Consider the following 16,741-nt stretch of genomic DNA (forward strand, 5'->3'; position numbering starts at 1 on the left):
GGAGCCGCTCAAAAAAGCCGGTTGATGCCGTCGTAGGCCGCTACCCGATAGGCTTCAGCCATGGTCGGATAGTTGAACGTGGTGTTGACGAAATACTTGAGGGTATTCAGCTCACCCGGCTGGTTCATGATCGCCTGGCCGATGTGCACGATCTCCGACGCCTGGTAGCCGAAGCAATGCACGCCGAGGACTTCCAGGGTCTCGCGGTGGAACAGGATCTTCAGCATGCCCTGCGGCTCGCCGGCGATCTGCGCACGCGCCATACTCTTGAAGAACGCCTTGCCGACTTCGTAAGGCACCTTGGCCTTGGTCAGTTCGTGCTCGTTCTTGCCGATCGAGCTGATCTCGGGAATGGTGTAGATCCCGGTCGGCACGTCGTTGACGTAGCGCCAGCTGCCGTTGTCGACAATGCTGCCAGCGGCCGAACGGCCCTGGTCGTGGGCGGCACTGGCCAGGCTTGGCCAGCCGATCACGTCACCGGCACCGTAGATGTTCGGCACGCAGGTGCGGTAGTTCTCGTCGACTTCGATCTGGCCACGGCTGTTGACCTTGACCCCGATGTTTTCCATGCCCAGCTTGTCGGTGTTGCCGGTACGGCCGTTACACCACAGCAAGGCGTCGGCCTTGATCTTCTTGCCGGATTTGAGGTGCAGGATCACACCGTTGTCCAGGCCTTCGACCCGCTCGTACTCTTCGTTGTGGCGCACAGTGATGTTGTTGTTGCTGAAGTGGTAACTCAACGCCTGGGAAATTTCCGAGTCGAGGAAGCTCAGCAACTGGTCACGGTTATCCACCAGCTCGACCAATACGCCCAGGCCGCTGAAGATCGAGGCGTATTCACAGCCAATCACGCCGGCGCCATAGATGATCAGTTTGCGCGGGGTGTGGCCCAGGCTGAGGATGGTGTCGCTATCGTAGATACGCGGGTGGTGGAAATCGATATCGGCCGGGCGATACGGGCGCGAGCCGGTGGCAATGATGATGTGCTTGGCCACCAGTTTCTCGACCACGCCGTTGGCGCAGACCACTTCGACGGTTTGCTCGTCGGCGAAGCTGCCGGTGCCGAAGAACAGGTCGACGCGGTTACGGGCATAGAAGCCGGTACGCGAGGCAACCTGTTTGGAAATGACTTTTTCAGCGCTCTTGAGCACGTCCGGGAACGAGAACCAGCGCGGCTCACCAATGGCCCGGAACATCGGGTTGGTGTTGAACTGCATGATCTGGCGCACCGAGTGACGCAAGGCCTTGGACGGGATGGTACCCAGGTGGGTGCAGTTACCGCCGACCTGGCGACGGCTATCGACCATCGCCACCTTGCGCCCTGCTTTGGCGGCGTTCATCGCCGCACCTTCTCCAGCAGGGCCGGAACCCAGTACTACCACGTCGTAGTTGTAGACAGCCATGCGTACTCCTCAGAACAGGCCAAGGCGCACGGTTGGGCGCCTGGCTAAATCATGCCGCGGCCAGCGGTCATGAAGGATCAAATAGGCTCAGTGTGTGAGCCGGGGCACAGTCTATAGAAGGCTTAACGCCGCGCACATTAACCCTTGGTCGCGTCGTAGGCCAGTTTTGCCTTTACTACACGGCATTCGTTACGGCTTCACTGCCGTCAGTTGCTCGAACGCCTTGTTGCTCCGTGTGACGAAACCAGCGCCCTCGCGCATCACAAAAAACGCGGCGACCTGGTGTTTTTCGGCGTATTCCCAACCCTGTTCGGGCCCGAGGATCAGCAGCAGCGTCGACAATCCGTCGGCCATCAGTGCCGAAGGCTGCAATACCGTCACCGACGCCAGCTGATGGGTGATCGGCGCGCCGGTCCGGGCATCCAGGGTGTGGGAATAACGCCGACCATCCTGCTGGAAATAATTGCGATAGTCACCCGATGTCGACACACCAAAGCCATCCACGGCGATGATTTTTTCGGCCACTTGCTGATCGTCGCGGGGCTCTTCCAGGGCTATGCGCCAGGGCGAGCCGTCGGGTTTGACGCCAGCGGCCTTGAGTTCGCCGGTGGCTTCGGCGAGGTAGCTATGAATGCCAAGCTGGGTGAGTTGCGCGGCAATGCGGTCGACGGCGTAACCGGCGGCGATGCTGTTGAAGTCGACTTCGACGGCCGCGTCCTTGCACAACTGGTTGCCGTCGATGTGCAAATACTGATGGCCGACACGCTGGCGGACCTGCTCGAGGGTGGTGGCGTCCGGGACTTTTATCTCACGGGCCTGAGGGCCGAAGCCCCACAGGTTCATCAGTGGTTCGACCGTCAGGTCAAACGCACCATCGCTGGCCTGGGACAACTGCTCGCCGGTGCGCACCAGGTGCAGGACGGGCTCCGGCATCGGCTGGCAGCTGTGGGCCGGCAGGTCGTTGAAACGTTCGATATCGGAGTCGCTGCGGTAGGTCGACATCTGGCGGTCGACCTCTGCGAGAACGCCTTCTACTTGGCGCTGGACTTCGACCGGGCCAGGAACCCCTGGCGTGCGCACATACTGGATGGAATAAGTGCTGCCCATGGTCGGGCCACCGAAGCGCTCCAGCGAGTCGCCGCCGCAGCCGGCCAGCGCCGCAAGCCCGGCTAAAACCAAAATGTGCCGCACGCCACCCATAAAACCTTTCACTGTCGGAAATTGAATTAACCTGTAGGCAAGCACCTTTTCAGGACTGGCCATTATGCGGCATGTCGTTTTCTGTTTATTGCTGATGTTTTCGGTCCCGGTGTTGGCGAATGAGGCTGATCGGCTCAAACAAGCCGACTTTCCTGGGCAATCACATCAATTGGTGCTGAAAAACCAGGCCGTCCTGACCTACCTGTGGGCAGATGTGTATGCGGCGGCGCTGTTCGCCCAGGCTGACCTGAGCGCCAAGCAGGCCCTGGACCAGCAAAAGGACCTGCGCCTGGAGCTGTATTACTTTCGCGACATCGACCGCAACGATGTGATCAAGGCCGCCACCGCCACCCTCGAACGCCAGCAAGCGCCCGCCGCCCTCGCGCGCCTCAAGCCGGAACTGGATCAACTGCACCAAAGCTTTCGCGATATCCGCAGTGGTGACCGTTATGCGCTGGATTTTCGGCCTCAGCGTGGCCTGAACCTGGAAATCAACGGCACGGTAGTGTTCAGCAGTCGCAATGACGAGCTGGCCAAAGCGTATCTCGGCATCTGGCTGGCACCGAAAGGCTTGTCCGACAGCCTGCGCAACACCCTCCTGAATTAATCCCCGCACCCTGCGGCAATTTGCCAGCTTGCTATCGGTTTTTTGTTGCCTGTGGTGGCTTATACACATATCGTTACAAAACTGTTCAGCGCCAGCTTCGTGCCGAGGCTTTAACAGCAAGGACGGTTGCGACCAGGGATTACTAATAAGATAGCCAAAATGAGTGCATGACATGTCCACTACAACGGGCAAGGGCAAGGCGATCTTTCGCGTTGTCAGCGGTAATTTCCTCGAAATGTTCGACTTCATGGTCTACGGCTTCTACGCCACGGCCATTGCCAAGACCTTTTTCCCCACCGACAGCGCCTTCGCCTCCCTGATGCTGTCCCTGGCAACCTTTGGTGCCGGGTTCCTGATGCGTCCGCTGGGCGCGATTTTCCTCGGTGCCTACATCGACCGTCACGGCCGTAAAAAGGGCCTGGTGATCACCCTGGCGCTGATGGCTGCCGGCACGGTGCTGATTGCCTGTGTCCCCGGATACGCCACCCTGGGCGTTGCGGCGCCCCTGATCGTGCTGTTCGGTCGCCTGCTGCAAGGCTTCTCGGCCGGTGTAGAGCTGGGCGGTGTATCGGTGTACCTGGCGGAAATCGCCACTCCGGGCCGCAAAGGCTTCTTCGTCAGCTGGCAGTCCGCCAGCCAGCAAGCCGCGGTGGTATTCGCCGGCCTGCTGGGTGTGGGCCTGAACCACTGGCTCAGCCCCGAACAAATGGGTGACTGGGGCTGGCGCGTGCCGTTCCTGATTGGTTGCCTGATCGTGCCGGTGATCTTCGTGATTCGTCGTTCCCTGGAAGAAACCCCGGAATTCCAGGCACGCAAACACCGCCCTACCCTGCAGGAAATCGTGCGCTCCATCGGCCAGAACTTCGGCATCGTGATCGCCGGCATGGCGCTGGTGGTGATGACCACCGTGTCGTTCTACCTGATCACCGCCTACACCCCGACCTTCGGCAAGGCAGAACTGCACCTGTCGGACTTCGACGCATTGCTGGTAACGGTGTGCGTGGGCATCTCCAACTTCATCTGGCTGCCGGTGATGGGCGCGGTGTCCGACAAGATCGGCCGTAAACCCCTGCTGCTCGGCGCGACAATTCTGGCGATCCTCACTGCTTATCCGGCGCTGTCCTGGCTGGTGGCCAACCCGAGCTTCAGCCATCTGCTGATCGTGCTGCTCTGGCTGTCGTTCCTGTACGGCTCGTACAACGGTGCGATGGTGGTGGCGCTGACCGAAATCATGCCGGTAGAAGTACGTACCACCGGGTTCTCCCTGGCCTACAGCCTGGCGACGGCGACCTTTGGTGGCTTTACTCCGGCGGCTTGTACCTACCTGATCCACGTGCTGGACAACAAGGCCGCGCCGGGGATCTGGCTCAGCGGTGCGGCGGTGCTCGGGTTGGTCGCCACGTTGATCCTGTTCAAGGGCAACCGTCATGAGCTGCGGACTGCGCAGGCTTCGATAGTCGGCGGCGCTTGATGGATCGCTATCGCAGGCAAGCCAGCTCCCACATTTGAGTGGAATCGCACATCAACATGTGGGAGCTGGCTTGCCTGCGATGAGGCCGGTACAAACAACACAAAACCCACAGACATAAAAAAGCCCCGAACCAGTCGGGGCTTTTTCATTTACTGCTGATGCTTAGCGCGGGAACGCTGGCGGGTTGACCCCGGCCATGTCTTCCATCACGCGAACCACCTGGCAGCTGTAACCGAATTCGTTGTCGTACCAAACGTACAGAACAACGCGGTTATCCTGGGTAATGGTCGCTTCCGCGTCCACCACACCGGCGTGGCGCGAGCCTACGAAGTCGGTGGAAACCACTTCCTGCGAGTTCACGAAGTCGATTTGCTTATGCAGATCGGAGTGCAGCGCCATGTAGCGCAGGTACTCGTTCATCTCTTCACGGGTGGCGGCTTTCTCAAGGTTGAGGTTGAGAATGGCCATCGACACGTTCGGCGTCGGAACACGGATCGCGTTACCGGTCAGCTTGCCGGCCAGCTCAGGCAGGGCCTTGGCAGCAGCGGTGGCAGCACCGGTCTCGGTGATCACCATGTTCAGCGCGGCGCTGCGGCCACGGCGATCGCCCTTGTGGAAGTTGTCGATCAGGTTCTGGTCGTTGGTGTACGAGTGAACCGTTTCAACGTGACCGTTAACGATGCCGAACTTGTCGTTCACCGCTTTCAGCACCGGCACGATGGCGTTGGTGGTGCAGGAAGCAGCCGAGACGATCTTGTCTTGCGCGGTGATTTCACCGTGGTTGATGCCGTGCACGATGTTCTTCAGCTTGCCCTTGCCAGGCGCGGTCAGGACAACGCGGTCGATACCCGGGCAAGCCAGGTGTTGGCCCAGGCCCTCGGCGTCGCGCCACACGCCGGTGTTGTCCACCAGCAGTGCGTCCTTGATGCCGTACTGGGTGTAGTCCACTTCAGCCGGGTTCTTCGCGTAGATCACCTGGATCAGGTTACCGTTGGCGGTGATGGTGTTGTTTTCTTCGTCGATGACGATGGTGCCGTTGAACGGACCGTGTACCGAGTCGCGACGCAAGAGGCTGGCGCGTTTGGTCAGGTCGTTTTCTGCACCTTTACGCACCACGATGGCACGCAGGCGCAGGCCGTCGCCGCCACCGGTTTTTTCGATCAGGATGCGCGCCAGCAGGCGGCCGATACGACCGAAGCCGTACAGCACAACGTCGGTGCCTTTGCGGGCGGCGGCGTTTTGCTGGCCAACCACGTCGGCCATTTCTTCACGCACGAACTGCTCGGCGGTACGGCCAGCGCCTTCCTTGCGGAATTTGTAGGCCAGCTTGCCCAGGTCTACCGAGGCCGCGCCGAGCTTGAGCTCGCTCATGGCTTTAAGCAGAGGGAATGTTTCGTGGACGGAGAGTTCGCTGTCGTCGGCGGAGCGATGGCGAGCAAAGCGATGAGCCTTGAGAATCGCGATGACTGATTGGTTGATCAGGCTGCGGCCATAGATCGAGCTCACCACGTTGTTATTGCGGTAGAGCTGACCGATAAGCGGAATCATCGCTTCAGCGAGTGCTTCACGGTCGATCCATTCACCAAGACACTGGTCGGGCTTCTGAGTCACGGGAACCTTCCACATGTAGGGGCAGAAAAAAGGGGCTACATTATGCCGCCCGACCGCCCTCGGAGCAATGCGCGGCCAGCAACAAAACCCCTTGCAAAAAAATAACGCCGCGCTGGAGCCCAGTAAATACGTGGCTTTCAGGGCACCCCCTTCCGGGCCATTGTGACAAAGTGTCCGTAACCCTCCGAAACATACGCCGATTTCGGCACTACATAATGAGTCAAAAGACGCCTTTGTTTGTCTTAGCCACTACATTTCCTGCAAACCGTAATAGGCTCAGTCAGCAACTGACAGGCGGCACTCCGGGCCGTTACAATTACCGACTTTGTCGCAACGCTTGGAGCTCAACCTTCCGTGCCCGTTCTGCGTCTACCGCTTCTCCCTGCCGCGGCAGGTAAACAGCACTGGGGCAACCTGCCCGGTGCCGCCCTCAGCCTGGCCATCGCCGAGGCTGCCAGCGCTGCCAAGCGCTTTACCCTGCTGCTCACCGCCGACAGCCAAAGTGCCGAGCGGCTGGAACAGGAGCTGAGTTTCTTCGCCCCCGATTTGCCGGTGCTGCATTTCCCGGACTGGGAAACCCTGCCCTACGATCTGTTCTCGCCGCACCAGGACATCATTTCCCAGCGCATCGCCAGCCTGTACCGCTTGCCGGAACTGGCCCACGGCGTGCTGGTGGTGCCGATCACCACGGCCCTGCATCGCCTGGCGCCGACCAAGTTCCTGCTGGGCAGCAGCCTGGTGCTGGATATCGGCCAGAAGCTCGACGTGGAGCAAATGCGCACCCGGCTTGAAGCCAGCGGCTATCGCTGCGTCGACACGGTGTACGAGCACGGCGAGTTCGCGGTACGTGGCGCGTTGATCGACTTGTTCCCGATGGGCAGCAAACTGCCGTACCGGATCGACCTGTTCGACGACGAAATCGAAACCCTGCGTACCTTCGACCCGGAAAACCAGCGGTCCATCGACAAGGTGGAGTCGGTCAAGCTGCTGCCGGCCCGGGAATTCCCGCTGCAAAAAGACGCGGTCACGCGCTTCAAGGCACGTTTCCGCGAGCGCTTTGACGTGGACTTCCGCCGCTGCCCGATCTTCCAGGACTTGAGCAGCGGAATTACCCCCGCCGGTATCGAGTACTACCTGCCGTTGTTCTTCGACGAAACCTCCTCCCTCTTCGATTACCTGCCCCAGGACACCCAGGTGTTCTCGCTGCCGGGCATCGAACAGGCGGCAGAGAACTTCTGGAATGACGTGCGCAACCGTTATGAAGAGCGCCGCGTCGACCCGTCCCGTCCTTTATTGCCACCGGCCGAACTGTTCCTGCCGGTGGAAGACTGCTTCGCCCGCCTGAAAAACTGGCCGCGTGTGGTCGCCAGCCAACAGGACGTGGACGCAGGCGCCGGCCGCGAGCGCTTCCCGGCGCAAGCACTGCCGAACCTGGCGATTGAAGCCAAGGCCAACCAGCCGCTGGAGGCGCTGTCGAACTTTCTCGGTGACTTCCCCGGCCGTGTGCTGTTTACCGCCGAGTCCGCCGGGCGCCGCGAGGTGCTGCTGGAGTTGCTGGAGCGCCTGAAGCTGCGGCCGAAAACCGTCGACAGCTGGCCGGACTTTGTCGCGAGCAAGGATCGCCTGGCGATCACCATCGCGCCGCTGGACGAAGGCCTGCTGCTGGACGACCCGGCCCTGGCATTGATTGCCGAAAGCCCGCTGTTTGGTCAGCGGGTGATGCAGCGTCGCCGTCGCGAGAAACGCGCCGACGCCAACAACGATGCGGTGATCAAGAACCTCACCGAACTGCGCGAAGGCGCGCCGGTGGTGCATATCGACCACGGCGTGGGCCGCTACCTGGGCCTGCAAACCCTGGAGATCGACAACCAGGTGGCCGAATTCCTCACCATGGAATACGCCGAGGGCGCCAAGCTCTACGTGCCGGTGGCCAACCTGCACCTGATCGCCCGCTACACCGGCAGCGACGACGCCCTCGCGCCGTTGCACCGCCTGGGCTCCGAGACCTGGCAGAAAGCCAAGCGCAAGGCCGCCGAACAGGTGCGCGACGTGGCTGCCGAACTGCTCGACATCTATGCCCGCCGCGCCGCCCGCGAAGGTTATGCATTTGCCGACCCAAAGGCCGACTACGCCACCTTCAGCGCCGGCTTCGCCTTCGAAGAAACCCCGGACCAGCAAACCACCATCGACGCCGTGCGCGCCGACATGCTGGCGCCCAAGCCAATGGACCGCCTGGTGTGCGGCGACGTGGGCTTCGGCAAGACCGAAGTGGCGATGCGCGCCGCCTTTATTGCGGTGCACGGCGGCCGCCAGGTGGCGATCCTCGTACCGACCACCCTGCTCGCCCAACAGCACTACAACAGCTTCCGCGACCGCTTTGCCGACTGGCCGGTGACCGTGGAAGTGATGAGCCGCTTCAAGTCGGCCAAGGAAGTGAACGCGGCGATTGCCGACCTGGCAGAAGGCAAGATCGACATCGTGATCGGCACTCACAAGCTGCTGTCGGATGATGTGAAGATCAAGAACCTGGGCCTGGTGATCATCGACGAAGAGCACCGCTTCGGTGTCCGCCAGAAGGAACAACTCAAAGCCCTGCGCAGTGAAGTCGACATCCTGACCCTCACCGCCACGCCAATTCCGCGCACGCTGAACATGGCGGTGTCGGGCATGCGCGACCTGTCGATCATCGCCACGCCGCCGGCGCGCCGGTTGTCGGTGCGCACCTTCGTCATGGAGCAGAACAAAAGCACGGTCAAGGAAGCCCTGTTGCGTGAGTTGCTGCGCGGCGGCCAGGTTTACTACCTGCACAACGATGTAAAAACCATCGAGAAATGCGCCGCCGACCTCGCCGAACTGGTGCCGGAAGCGCGGATCGCCATCGGCCACGGGCAGATGCGTGAACGCGAACTCGAACAGGTGATGAGCGACTTCTACCACAAGCGCTTCAACGTGCTGATCGCCTCGACCATCATCGAGACCGGCATCGACGTGCCAAGCGCCAACACCATCATCATCGAGCGGGCCGACAAGTTCGGCCTGGCGCAGCTGCACCAGTTGCGCGGCCGGGTCGGGCGCAGTCACCACCAGGCGTATGCCTATTTGCTGACGCCGCCGCGCCAGCAGATCACCTCCGACGCCGAGAAGCGCCTGGAAGCGATCGCCAATACCCAGGACCTTGGCGCAGGCTTTGTGCTGGCCACCAACGACCTGGAAATCCGTGGCGCCGGCGAACTGCTGGGCGACGGCCAGAGCGGGCAGATCCAGGCCGTGGGTTTCACCCTGTATATGGAGATGCTCGAGCGCGCGGTGAAAGCCATCCGCAAGGGCGAACAACCGAACCTCGACCAACCGCTGGGTGGCGGCCCGGAAATCAACCTGCGCTTGCCGGCGTTGATCCCCGAAGACTACCTGCCGGACGTGCACGCGCGGCTGATCCTGTACAAACGCATCGCCTCGGCCACCGACGAAGAAGGCCTCAAGGACCTGCAGGTGGAGATGATCGACCGCTTCGGCCTGCTGCCGGAACCGACCAAGAACCTGGTGCGCCTGACCCTGCTGAAATTGCAGGCCGAGCAACTGGGTATCAAGAAGGTTGATGCCGGGCCGCAAGGCGGGCGTATCGAGTTCGAGGCGCAGACGCCGGTGGACCCTCTGGTGCTGATCAAGCTGATTCAGGGCCAACCCAATCGCTACAAGTTCGAAGGGGCTACGCTGTTCAAATTCATGGTGCCGATGGAACGCGCCGAAGAACGCTTTAATACACTGGAGGCGCTGTTTGAGCGCCTCATCCCGAAAACTGCTTGAAGGACGCCCCAATGCGCCTGTTCCGCATTTTGAGCTTGTTGTTGGTGGTCGTTGCCCCTTCGGCGTTTGCCGACAGCCCGTACCTGGTGGAGATGATCCTGGTGCGCCAGAACGCCGAGCCGGTGATCACTAGCCGTGCGGCGCCGGAAAACTGGGACGCCGGCGCGCCACGCCTGCCGGCCGACAAAATGAGCCCGCCGCGGCTGGGCAACATCGTCGAAAAACTCAATGCCGACAATAGCTACACGGTGTTGCTGCATCGCACCTGGGAACAGAACCTCGGTGAGCAGCCGATCAAGCTGGCGATCAGTGACGGCACGGAGCAGTTCGGCCAGTTTCCTATCGAAGGCACCCTGAGCCTGCAACTCGGACGCTTTACCGATATCGATGCAGACTTCTGGGTCAACCAGTTCGACGCCAACGGCAGCGTCATCGCCAGCGAGCACCTCAGCCAGCAAGACGTGCGCACCAAGAACAACCAGCTCAACTACCTGGACGGCGGCCACCTCGCCCTGCTGATCAAAATCACCTCGCTGACCGCCAAGCCGCCCAGCGCGCCACCGCCCGACGTCCAGGACTGATCCAGCACCATGCCCCTGACGTCGTCGTTGACCAAACCCCTGGCCCCTTCGTGGGCCAATCGCTTTAAAGAGCAAAGCCTTGAGCGCGGCCGGCGCTACGCCCTGGAAAACCGCGTGCGTATCGTCGAGTCCGGCGACAGCACCATCATTGCCAGCTGCGAAGGCTCGGGCGGCAATGTCTACCGCCAGACCATCTCCCTGCGCGAATCCGCCAAGGGCACGCTGATCCTGGTGGACAGCCGCTGCACCTGCCCCGTGCACACCAACTGCAAACACATCGCCGCCGTGCTGCTCAAGGTCCAGGAAACCCTGGCCTACCCGGCGGCAGCCCAGGATGCCGAGCTGCTGGAGAAACTCCAGGCAGTGCTGGACAACCGCGTGGTGCTGCCGCAAGTGGTGATGGAAGACGTGCAGCCGGTGCCGCGCCTGTGGCTGGCGAGTATCGAGTTCAGCGCCTTCGAACCGCGCAACGGCAAGATGCAGCGTTACATCCAGCATCGCGCGGCGCTGTCCTTCAACTATCTGGGCAACTACGTCAGCGGCCAGAAGAACGCCGACATCATCGTGCGCCAGGAACAGCAGAGCCTGCGGATCAAGCGCCACCCCGAGGTTGAGCAACAGTTTCGCGAACAACTGCGCCTGCTGGGCTTCAAGATTGCCACGCGCCAGAGCAAGGCCTTGCCGGAAAGTGCGGGTGAGCTGTTCGAAATGGTCAATGACAGCGCCTGGCTGACCTTCACGTTGAATGCGTCACCGACCCTGCGCGCCCAAGGCTGGGAATTGCAGATCGATGAGGATTTCGGTTTCGACTTGAGCGCCGTCGACGACTGGTACGCCAGCGTCGACGAAGTGCCGGAACGCGACTGGTTCGACCTGGAGCTGGGGATCATCGTCAACGGCGAACGCCTGAGTTTGCTGCCGATCCTGTTGAACCTGATGCGCTCCCACACCGAGATCCTCAACCCGGAAAAACTCGCCCGGCGGCGCGACGACGAATTGATTCTGGTGAACATCCCCGGCCTGCCCAATGGCCACGGCCCGCTGCAAGTGGCGCTGCCTTACGGCCGGCTGAAACCGGTGCTGGCGACCCTTGGCGAGTTCTACCTGCAAGAGCCCGGCACCACCGCGCTGCGCCTGGCCAAGGCAGACGCCATTCGCCTGAACCCGCTGGAAGACCTGCCACTGCAATGGGAAGGCGGCGAAAAGATCCGCAACTTCGCCCAGCGCCTGCGGGATATCAAGGATTTCAGCTGCGAAGCGCCCGAAGGGTTGAACGCGACGTTGCGCCCTTATCAGTTGGAAGGTTTGAGCTGGATGCAGTCGCTGCGCCAGCTCGATGTCGGCGGGATTCTCGCGGATGACATGGGCCTGGGCAAAACCCTGCAAACCCTGGCGCATATTCTGAGCGAGAAAATCGCCGGGCGCCTGGACCGGCCGTGCATGGTAGTGATGCCTACCAGCCTGATCCCGAACTGGCTCGACGAAGCCGCACACTTCACGCCGCAGCTCAAAGTATTGGCGCTGTATGGCGCAGGGCGTAAGAAACATTTCCCGCAGTTGCAGGACTACGACCTGCTACTGACCACCTACGCCCTGCTGCCCAAGGACATCGAGCAACTGGCCGCCCTGCCCTTGCACGTGCTGATCCTCGACGAAGCGCAGTACATCAAGAACCCCAACAGCAAGGCCGCCCAGGCTGCCCGCGAGCTGAACGCCCGCCAGCGCCTGTGCCTCAGTGGTACACCGCTGGAAAACCACTTGGGCGAGTTGTGGTCGCTGTTCCACTTCCTGTTGCCGGGTTGGCTGGGTGATGTGAAAAGCTTCAACCGCGATTACCGCGTGCCGATTGAAAAGCGCGGCAGCGACGTGCGATTGCAGCACCTCAATGGTCGGATCAAACCGTTCCTGCTGCGCCGTACCAAGGAGCAGGTGGCGACGGAATTGCCGCCCAAGACCGAGATCATCCACTGGGTCGACCTCAACGAAGCCCAGCGCGACGTGTACGAAACCATGCGCCTGGCGATGGACAAGAAAGTCCGCGACGAGATCACCCGCAAGGGCGTGGCCCGCAGCCAGATCATCATCCTCGAAGCGCTGCTCAAATTGCGGCAGGTGTGCTGCGATTTGCGCCTGGTCAATGACGCGACCCTGCCGGCCAAAGGCAGCAGCTCGGGCAAGCTCGACAGCTTGATGGAGATGCTCGAAGAGCTGTTTGCCGAAGGACGCAGGATTCTGCTGTTTTCCCAGTTCACCTCGATGCTGAGCCTGATAGAGGCCGAGCTGAAGAAGCGTGGCGTGGCCTACGCGCTGCTGACCGGGCAAACCCGGGATCGGCGTACACCAGTGAAGGACTTCCAGAGCGGCAAGCTGCAGATTTTTCTGATCAGCCTGAAGGCCGGCGGCGTCGGGCTCAACCTGACGGAAGCGGACACGGTGATTCACTATGACCCGTGGTGGAACCCGGCGACGGAAAACCAGGCCACAGACCGTGCGTATCGCATTGGCCAGGAGAAGCCGGTATTCGTCTACAAGATGATTGCCCGGGGCACGGTGGAAGAGAAAATCCAGCATTTGCAGAAGGAAAAGTCTGATCTGGCGGCGGGCGTTCTGGATGGGCGTACGACAGGGGATTGGAAGCTGGGGAATGAGGATATCGAAGCGTTGTTTGCGCCGTTGCCTCACAAGCAAGAGAAGCGCTGACTTTAAGACCGCTATCGCGGGCAAGCCCGCTCCCACATTTGGAATGCATTTCCCTGTGGGAGCTGGCTTGCCTGCGATGAACGCGACACGGTCTTAATCAATCAATTGAGCATCCCGCAGGGCACCCAACGCAGCCAGCCAACGCGGATCCTGCTTGTACTCGGTCGACGCCACCGCCTGGCCACGCATCCGCGCGATACGCGCCGACGGCGTGACTTTCATGCGCTGGGCGGCACTCAGGGCCAACTCGGCGGCGGCGCGGTCGTTGCACACCAGGCCCATGTCGCAGCCAGCCGTCAGCGCGGCTTCGATACGGCTGGCGGCATCACCGACCACATGGGCGCCGGCCATCGACAGGTCATCACTGAAAATCACCCCGTCGAACTGCAACTCACCGCGCAGGATGTCCTGCAGCCAGCGCCGAGAGAAGCCGGCGGGTTGCGCATCGACCTGTGGATAAATCACGTGGGCGGGCATAACGGCCGCCAACTGCTTGCTCAATCGTGCGAAAGGCACCAGGTCATTGGCACGAATCTGTTCCAGGCTGCGTTCATCATTGGGAATCGCGACGTGGGAATCGGCCTCAGCCCAGCCGTGACCAGGGAAGTGCTTGCCGGTGGCCGCCATGCCCGCGCTGTTCATGCCACGGATAAAGGCACCAGCGAGCAAAGCGGCACGTTCGGGATCGCCTTCGAACGCGCGAGTGCCCACGACGGCGCTGCGCTGGTAATCAAGGTCCAGTACCGGGGCGAAGCTCAGGTCCAGCCCGACCGCCAGCACTTCGGTGGCCATGATCCAGCCACACTGCTCGGCCAGTTGTTCCGCATTGGGGTTGTCGGCCAAGGCACGCATCGCCGGCAGCCGCACAAACCCCTGGCGCAAGCGCTGCACCCGGCCGCCTTCCTGGTCGACCGCCAGCAGCAGGTCCGGGCGCACCGCACGAATCGCGGCGCTCAACTCACGCACCTGGCGCGGATGCTCGATATTGCGCGCAAAAATGATCAGGCCACCTACCTCGGGCTGGCGCAACAAGTGACGATCTTCAGCCGTCAGCCAGGTACCGGCGACGTCCACCATCAAAGAGCCTTGCAGGGCTTGGGTCATAAAGCTTCCTTAAATAACGCACGCAGCCCGGCGCCCTCGCGAGATCGCATCGCCAGGATTGAACCTGGAGATGGACGCTCAGCGAGCGCAACGGGCTGTGGGTAAATAGCTGAAATCGGCATGGGCGGCTAGCTTAGCGGATGCAAGCGGCCGCGCACACCCGGGAGGGTCAAACCTTGGCCGGGGCCGGCACCGACTTGCTGCGGGGGCGCAACTGGGCGGCCGCCATGGCCTGGTCGGTGACGCCGCTTTCGGCACGCATGCCGGCGGCAAGAAACGGCACCATCAGGCGCATGACCTGCTCGATGGATGTATTGACGCCAAAGTCGGTCTCGGCAATCGCACGCAGGGCCTTGATCCCGGACATGCTGAACGCCGCGGCGCCGAGCATGAAGTGCACGCGCCAGAACAGTTCGATCGGCGGAATACGCGGTGCGGCTTCGTTGACCAGCAACATATAGCGGCGGAACACCTTGCCGTACATGTCTTCCAGGTAGCGCCGCAGGTGACCCTGGCTTTGGCTGAACGCCAGGCCCAACAGGCGCATGAAGATCGACAGGTCATTGCCACTGCGAGGCTGGACTACCAGCGCTTGCTCGACGAGGATTTCCAGCAGGTCTTCCAGGCTCGGCTTGTTTTCAGGCTTGGCCTGGCGGCGCTCCAGCTCACGGTCGAGGCTGATGCAGAAAGGCCCCAGGAACCGTGAGAACACGGCCTGGATCAGCGCTTTCTTGGAGCCGAAATGATAATTCACTGCCGCCAGGTTGACCCCGGCCTTGCTGGTAATCAGCCGCAATGAAGTTTCAGCAAATCCTTTTTCCGCGAACAACTGCTCGGCAGCATCGAGAATGCGTTCAACGGTTTCCGACTGGGCCATGGCTACTCCGCCTGACAAACACTTGTTTGAAACATACGTTTCAAGCTATGTCTTGTCAAGCCTGCAGGTCGGTTTGCGGCCGGTCGGTCAGTTAATTCATGGCCATTTAATCACATTCGCTGAGGTCTGTAGGCAGCGCTATCTCCAGCCTGTAGGACAGGTGATAAATGACCGTCCAGCGGAGTGACTGAAAACGGTGATTGCCAAGCGCAGTCCACTGTATATAATCCCAGTCACTGTATAAAAAGACAGAGCGATCAACATGCTAAAACTGACGCCACGCCAAGCTGAGATTCTGGCTTTTATCAAGCGCTGCCTCGATGACAACGGCTACCCGCCGACCCGGGCGGAAATTGCGCTGGAACTGGGATTCAAGTCGCCCAACGCCGCTGAAGAACACCTCAAGGCCCTCGCCCGCAAAGGCGCGATCGAGATGACCCCGGGTGCTTCGCGCGGCATTCGTATCCCTGGCTTCGAAGCCAAGGCCGACGAGTCGACACTGCCGATCATCGGCCGGGTCGCAGCCGGTGCGCCGATCCTGGCGCAACAGCACGTCGAGGAATCCTGCAATATCAACCCGACCTTCTTCCATCCTCGTGCCGACTATCTGCTACGGGTCCATGGCATGAGTATGAAGGACGTAGGCATTTTCGACGGCGACCTGCTGGCCGTCCACACCACACGTGAAGCCCGCAACGGCCAGATCGTCGTCGCCCGTATAGGTGATGAAGTGACGGTCAAACGCTTCAAGCGCGAAGGCAGCAAGGTCTGGCTACTGGCTGAGAACCCTGAGTTCGCGCCGATTGAAGTGAACCTGAAGGATCAGGACCTGGTGATTGAAGGCTTGAGCGTCGGCGTTATTCGCCGCTAACGGAGGCATCATGCAGTTCCTACAGACCCCACAACACACCCAGCTTTCGCTGTTTGAGGCCTTCATGGCCCAGCCCCTTGCGCCCATCCTCAAGGAAACGGTCGAAGCGCCCTGGAGCGCCGAACCCGAAGCGTTCAGTGAACTGTCGTTGCGCGGGGCTGCCGGGAGCTGCCTGAGCCTGCTGGCGCCGATTCTGCGCGAGTTGAGCGAGGAGCAGGACGCACGCTGGCTGACGCTGATCGCCCCACCATCCAGCCTGACCCAGGCCTGGCTGCGGGACGCCGGCCTTAATCGCGAACGCATCCTGTTGCTGCAACCCCGCGGCACTCAGAGCGCCCAGCAGTTGACCTGTGAAGCCTTGCGCCTGGGCCGTAGCCATACGGTGGTCAGCTGGCTGAACCCGCTGAGTACAGCGGCCAGGCAGCAACTGATCAGCGCCGCACGCACAGGCGATGCACAGAGTTTGAACATTCGGTTGGGATAAAACGATGTGCGGGCGACTGGCTGTTGCC

12 protein-coding genes are annotated in these 16,741 nt (G+C 61.3%); 7 read left to right on the top strand and 5 right to left on the bottom strand.

The window, feature by feature from the left end; all coding sequences use genetic code 11:
• Window positions 1-8: 8 nt before the first annotated feature.
• A complete protein-coding gene (gene sthA, locus HX875_RS22015; RefSeq protein WP_177045641.1) occupies window positions 9-1,403 on the bottom strand; it encodes a Si-specific NAD(P)(+) transhydrogenase in 1,395 nt (464 codons plus the stop codon).
• A 189-nt stretch (window positions 1,404-1,592) separates the two neighbouring features.
• Entirely contained in the window at window positions 1,593-2,510 is a 918-nt protein-coding gene (locus tag HX875_RS22020; protein WP_371321494.1) for an FAD:protein FMN transferase, read from the bottom strand.
• A 157-nt stretch (window positions 2,511-2,667) separates the two neighbouring features.
• Between HX875_RS22020 and HX875_RS22025 the strand changes: the two genes are divergently transcribed.
• Window positions 2,668-3,210, top strand: a complete 543-nt coding sequence (locus HX875_RS22025; protein WP_177045643.1) for a chalcone isomerase family protein — start codon at window positions 2,668-2,670, stop codon at window positions 3,208-3,210.
• 172 nt (window positions 3,211-3,382) lie between these two features.
• Window positions 3,383-4,681: an MFS transporter gene (locus tag HX875_RS22030; protein WP_177045644.1), complete on the top strand. Its 1,299-nt coding sequence runs from the start codon at window positions 3,383-3,385 to the stop codon at window positions 4,679-4,681.
• A gap of 162 nt (window positions 4,682-4,843) precedes the next feature.
• Here the strand turns inward: HX875_RS22030 and HX875_RS22035 are convergent, their stop codons facing one another.
• Complete coding sequence (locus HX875_RS22035; protein ID WP_177045645.1) at window positions 4,844-6,307, bottom strand: glyceraldehyde-3-phosphate dehydrogenase; 1,464 nt, start codon at window positions 6,305-6,307, stop codon at window positions 4,844-4,846.
• Between the two features lie 339 nt (window positions 6,308-6,646).
• Here HX875_RS22035 and mfd point away from each other — a divergent pair, with 339 nt between their 5' ends.
• The 3 genes from mfd to HX875_RS22050 are packed head-to-tail and all read left to right on the top strand — an operon-like array spanning window position 6,647 to window position 13,377.
• Window positions 6,647-10,096, top strand: a complete 3,450-nt coding sequence (gene mfd / locus HX875_RS22040) for a transcription-repair coupling factor (protein ID WP_177045646.1) — start codon at window positions 6,647-6,649, stop codon at window positions 10,094-10,096.
• 11 nt (window positions 10,097-10,107) lie between these two features.
• The gene (locus HX875_RS22045; protein ID WP_177045647.1) at window positions 10,108-10,677 is read left to right on the top strand and encodes a CsiV family protein; all 570 of its coding nucleotides are present in this window, start codon (window positions 10,108-10,110) and stop codon (window positions 10,675-10,677) included.
• A gap of 9 nt (window positions 10,678-10,686) precedes the next feature.
• Window positions 10,687-13,377: a DEAD/DEAH box helicase gene (locus HX875_RS22050; RefSeq protein WP_177045648.1), complete on the top strand. Its 2,691-nt coding sequence runs from the start codon at window positions 10,687-10,689 to the stop codon at window positions 13,375-13,377.
• Window positions 13,378-13,470: 93 nt separating this feature from the next.
• Here the strand turns inward: HX875_RS22050 and nagZ are convergent, their stop codons facing one another.
• Both nagZ and HX875_RS22060 read right to left on the bottom strand, forming a co-directional pair.
• Window positions 13,471-14,481 carry a beta-N-acetylhexosaminidase gene (gene nagZ / locus HX875_RS22055; protein WP_177045649.1) on the bottom strand — a complete coding sequence of 337 codons (1,011 nt, stop codon included), beginning with the start codon at window positions 14,479-14,481 and terminating at the stop codon, window positions 13,471-13,473.
• Between the two features lie 169 nt (window positions 14,482-14,650).
• Window positions 14,651-15,358, bottom strand: coding sequence for a TetR/AcrR family transcriptional regulator (locus tag HX875_RS22060; protein ID WP_177045651.1), 708 nt, complete (start codon window positions 15,356-15,358; stop codon window positions 14,651-14,653).
• A gap of 262 nt (window positions 15,359-15,620) precedes the next feature.
• On the opposite strand from HX875_RS22060, the gene lexA reads away from it, so the two are divergent.
• The gene (gene lexA, locus HX875_RS22065) at window positions 15,621-16,229 is read left to right on the top strand and encodes a transcriptional repressor LexA (RefSeq protein ID WP_003172575.1); all 609 of its coding nucleotides are present in this window, start codon (window positions 15,621-15,623) and stop codon (window positions 16,227-16,229) included.
• A 10-nt stretch (window positions 16,230-16,239) separates the two neighbouring features.
• On the top strand, window positions 16,240-16,713 hold the full coding sequence (gene sulA, locus HX875_RS22070) for an SOS-induced cell division inhibitor SulA (RefSeq protein ID WP_177045653.1): 474 nt from the start codon (window positions 16,240-16,242) through the stop codon (window positions 16,711-16,713).
• Window positions 16,714-16,741 lie beyond the last annotated feature (28 nt).

Origin of the sequence: Pseudomonas yamanorum (assembly GCF_013386765.1) — a bacterium.
In the GTDB taxonomy this organism is placed as follows: Bacteria; Pseudomonadota; Gammaproteobacteria; order Pseudomonadales; family Pseudomonadaceae; genus Aquipseudomonas; species Aquipseudomonas yamanorum_A.

Coding starts and splice junctions, on each gene's coding strand:
- HX875_RS22060 (WP_177045651.1), bottom strand. CDS start 15,358: ATGGCCCAGTCGGAAACCGTTGAACGCATTCTCGATGCTGCCGAGCAG.
- HX875_RS22030 (WP_177045644.1), top strand. CDS start 3,383: ATGTCCACTACAACGGGCAAGGGCAAGGCGATCTTTCGCGTTGTCAGC.
- sulA (WP_177045653.1), top strand. CDS start 16,240: ATGCAGTTCCTACAGACCCCACAACACACCCAGCTTTCGCTGTTTGAG.
- HX875_RS22035 (WP_177045645.1), bottom strand. CDS start 6,307: ATGTGGAAGGTTCCCGTGACTCAGAAGCCCGACCAGTGTCTTGGTGAA.
- HX875_RS22050 (WP_177045648.1), top strand. CDS start 10,687: ATGCCCCTGACGTCGTCGTTGACCAAACCCCTGGCCCCTTCGTGGGCC.
- HX875_RS22025 (WP_177045643.1), top strand. CDS start 2,668: ATGCGGCATGTCGTTTTCTGTTTATTGCTGATGTTTTCGGTCCCGGTG.
- nagZ (WP_177045649.1), bottom strand. CDS start 14,481: ATGACCCAAGCCCTGCAAGGCTCTTTGATGGTGGACGTCGCCGGTACC.
- HX875_RS22045 (WP_177045647.1), top strand. CDS start 10,108: ATGCGCCTGTTCCGCATTTTGAGCTTGTTGTTGGTGGTCGTTGCCCCT.
- sthA (WP_177045641.1), bottom strand. CDS start 1,403: ATGGCTGTCTACAACTACGACGTGGTAGTACTGGGTTCCGGCCCTGCT.
- HX875_RS22020 (WP_371321494.1), bottom strand. CDS start 2,510: ATGGGCAGCACTTATTCCATCCAGTATGTGCGCACGCCAGGGGTTCCT.
- lexA (WP_003172575.1), top strand. CDS start 15,621: ATGCTAAAACTGACGCCACGCCAAGCTGAGATTCTGGCTTTTATCAAG.